Origin of the sequence: Eubacterium sp. AF36-5BH (assembly GCF_003460505.1) — a bacterium.
In the GTDB taxonomy this organism is placed as follows: domain Bacteria; phylum Bacillota; class Clostridia; order Lachnospirales; family Lachnospiraceae; genus Eubacterium_G.
In genome coordinates, this window is record NZ_QTVG01000019.1 from 1 (window position 1) to 4,160 (window position 4,160).

The window sequence follows — 4,160 nt, forward strand, 5'->3', positions numbered from 1 at the left end:
ATTGTGTTATATATAGAATCTACTACACAGTAATCTAAAAGGGGATGGATATTTTCTCTTATGTTGTTATCTAGCTTTCCTGTCCCTGATTTATCACTCCAACAACGTATTTTTCTGAACGGATACGTAGGTAAATTTACCTTTTTACAATTTAGGTTGCGATACATCTCTATCCATTTAACATCTGCACCATTTACATATTTTTGACAAATTTCTTTTAATACTTCAATATCATTTTTCTTCAAATATTCTATTATTTTAGTATTTGCATTTTCACTTAACTTGTTTTTTTCTTGCTCTGTTATCTCATTTTTTTTATTATCTGTCCGTATTGATACTACATTATGTTCTCCATAAAATACTTCATTACTCAGAATTTTGTCAAATCCTTTTGTTACAATATGTTTTAACTTTTCAACTAAATCAACAAGACTTTCACAGATAATGACAAGTCTAAAATTATAATGTCCTCTTCCCGTGTTCGCGGTATAGCAAACATCTGCTAAATTAATATTGCTGTTCTCTAAAAAAAAGTAATAATATTTTTGAATCAATTCCTTAATACTGTCTTTATTTTTAGCTGAGACTATAAAAACATTTTGTTCTTCCTGAAGTGTTTTATCGGCATATTTTGCTTGGATGGCTTCCTCCACAATAATGTGACAATTAGTTCCACTGAACCCAAATGAACTAATTCCCGCCCTTCTTGCTTCTTGTCCTTTTTCCCAATCACGTAATATATCGTTCACAAAAACAGGCGATTCAATAAATTGAATAAACTTATTTGGCTTGCTAAAATTTAAAGATGCAACCATCTTTTTATGTTTTAACATGAGAACCACTTTAATTAATGACACTATTCCTGAGGCACCGACAGTATGACCAATATTTGTTTTTACAGAACCAATAGCACAGAATTGTTTCTTTTCTGTAAATCTTTGAAAAGCGTTTGTAATTCCTTTAATTTCTATTGGATCCCCTAGAATCGTTCCTGTTCCATGAGTTTCAATATATTGAATTGATTCTGGATTTATCTCTGCATTTTTCCATGCATCCACAATTACCGCTTCCTGTGCTTTAGCATCCGGAGCAGTAATCCCATTAGATGCACCATCATTATTTATAGCCCAACCTTTTATTACCGCCTGAACTGAATCTCCATCTTTTATGGCTTTCCAAAGTGGCTTAATCACGATCAATCCTACTGCTTCTCCCCAAGAAGTACCATTCGCATTCTGATCAAATGCTCTTATTAAATCATCTCCTGATTCAACCATATCCAGTATATTTTTCTTTAGCGATGGTAATAAATTCAAACAAATGCCTCCTACTATCGCCAAATCACATTGATTACTCTCCAATGCCTGACAAGCCATAATGATAGCCGTAAGGCTTGATGAACAGGCTGTGTCGATAACCATACTTGGCCCCTTTAAGTTATAATGAAATGAAATACGACTTGCTAAAATACCATTCATCGAGCCTGTAAACATCATAGAATCTGATTTCGAAAATAATTGATTATAATTAAGGATAGATGTACTTTCAACACCTATATATACCCCCGCATTTGAGCCATAGATTCTTTCGCCACCATAACCTGCATCTTCAATTGCCTCATAGGATGTCTGCAAAAGTAATCGTTGCATTGGATTCATATATTTCGCCTCTTGAGGAGATATATTGAAAAACTCAGTGTCAAATTTATCTATTTCCTCCAAATATCCACCTTTTCTATAATCCGCTTTCTTGCCACTCGCTAAAGGTGCACAATCCTCCCAGCGATTGTTTGGAAATTCATTTATATTGCTTTTACTCCCACACAAATTAACCCAATATTGTTTTAAATCATCTGCTCCTGGCATTTTTCCAGCCATACCAATAATTGCAAAATCTTTGTCTCTACTACTATTATGCAATTCCTGCAACATTAATTTTGCATCCTCTTTTGCAAGTTTTTGCTCCGATACTTGTTTATAAATATACCTTTGTACTAATTTCATTAATATTTCCTCGTAATAAAATATAGACTATTCTTATAACTTTACAGTTAATACACTTACACCAAATAATCAATCTGTTCTTCTGTAATTTCACCATTCGCAAGTTTCTCCAAAATCATATCGAGATTGCTCTCGTCATAACTTGTTTCCTCTTGCACAATATTTATATTCTTTGTTTTCAAATATTCTGACATTTGGCTGATTGTTGGGTAACTATATATATCCGTAATATCTAGCATTTTTGTAAATTCTTTTTCGAGTTCTCTATATAATGAGACTGCTAATACGGAATTACCTCCAAGTCGATAAAAGCTGGCATGAACATCAATACTTGATACCCCCAAAACTCTTGCCCAAATTGTTGCAATTTTTTGTTCGATATCATTGTATTGATTATTGTGATTTCCACTAAGTGTAATGATGTTATTATTTTTCTGCTTAATATCTTTTCGATTATCTTTTGCGTTTGATTTTTTAGTAATAATTTGTAGCTCCTCAGAAATTTTTACTGGAAATTCTTCTATATACTCCTGATTTAATTTACCGATAAATATGTTACAAATATCCTTGTAAAATATATTTTCAAATCCCTGAATTGCATCTTCCGTAGAAATCGCTTTGAATACCCCATCCTGATTAACACCATAATCCACAGCCATTCCAATATCTTTCCATGCCGGCCAATTAATGCATAAAGTTGGTCTTCCTTTCTTACTTCTGTATACTGCATAAGCATCTAAATAAGTATTTGCAGCAGTATAGTCTCCTTGACCAACTCCTCCAAATAAAGACGAAATAGATGAAAAAAGAATAAAAAAGTCTAAATCATCCTGCTTTGTAAAATGATCCAACATCCAAGTTCCATCCATCTTAGGTCGTAACACACTTTGAAATACATTTTCATCCTTAGTAATTAACAATCCATCTCCTGCCACACCTGCGCTATGAATTATTCCGTTTATTTTTCCATATTTCTGATGAAGTTCCTCAAATACATCCTTAAGTGTATTTTCATCCGACACGTCCACACTATAACAGCTCACTTCGGCACCTGATGATTCCATTTCTTGAATTGATTGTATTTTCCTGATAAGTTTAATATCTTCATTATGTTCCAATATTTCTTTCCAGTTTTGTCTTTCTGGAAATTTTGATCTATTGAGTAACGCAAGATGTACTTTGTTTTTACCAGCAATATATTTTCCAAATTCCAGTCCAATGTCGCCAGTTCCACCAGTAATGACATAAACGCCATTGCTCCGAATCTTAACATCTCGTTTAGACACATTTTCTATATCCAATTTTTGTAATTCTTCTACATAACGCTCTCCTTCACGATATGCCACTAAATTACATTCTTCTCCATACACCACTTCACACAAAATGTCTTCCACTTCTGTATTACTATCTATATCGATACTTCTGCATTGCAATTTAGGATACTCTTGCCTTACTACTTTTGCTAGTCCGAATAATGCAGCTACCTGAGGATTAATAATCGTTTCTCGTTTTGTCACTTCATTAGCTTGGTTCCCTACAAGTACAATATCAACTTTCTGCCTAAAACGATTAAAAAGTAGTGCACGTGTTAGATAATACAAACTCATAACTCCTGTTAATTTTCCCCTGTTAAACTGCTCTATCGTTTCACTATCATGCATATTAAAATTTAGTAAATGCAAAATATAAGATATCTTCTCCTCGTGAAAATTTGTTATCAACTTCATATAGCTTCTCTCATTTGAAGCAACTATATATGTATTCTCATCTATTTTCTTATATTCTTCTCCTATGCTAACTTCAATGATTCGTCTTCCTTGCTTTTTAAATTCTCGTATTAAACTGCTGCTTTTATCATCTTCACTCTTGAATACAAGTATGATTCCTTTTTTGCTAACTTCTTCACCTTGCTTCAATCCCTTCTTGATCCATCCGAGCTGATAAAAAGATTCTGTTTTTTTTGCCATCTTTTCACTTTTCTGATGTGCGTTTCTTACTTTTTTTATTGTATAGTCTGTAACTTCTATCAAAACCTTACCACTATTATCAACTACTACAATGTCAAACGTTGCTACTTCTGCATTGGCATCTCCTCGATCTTTACGACGTAAATAGCTATAACACTCCTTAGTAATCTGAGAATATACCTCAATACTC

The 4,160-nt window shown here is 33.1% G+C and carries 2 protein-coding genes; both read right to left on the reverse strand.

The genetic code is table 11. The annotated features are described in order from the left end of the window. A partial coding sequence (locus DW006_RS11930) for a polyketide synthase (RefSeq protein ID WP_147337659.1) occupies nt 1–2,003 on the reverse strand: 2,003 nt, incomplete at its 3' end. 56 nt (nt 2,004–2,059) lie between these two features. Further along, nucleotides 2,060–4,160, reverse strand: a 2,101-nt coding sequence (locus tag DW006_RS11935; protein WP_118000901.1) for a beta-ketoacyl reductase, incomplete at its 5' end; no start/stop codon positions are given.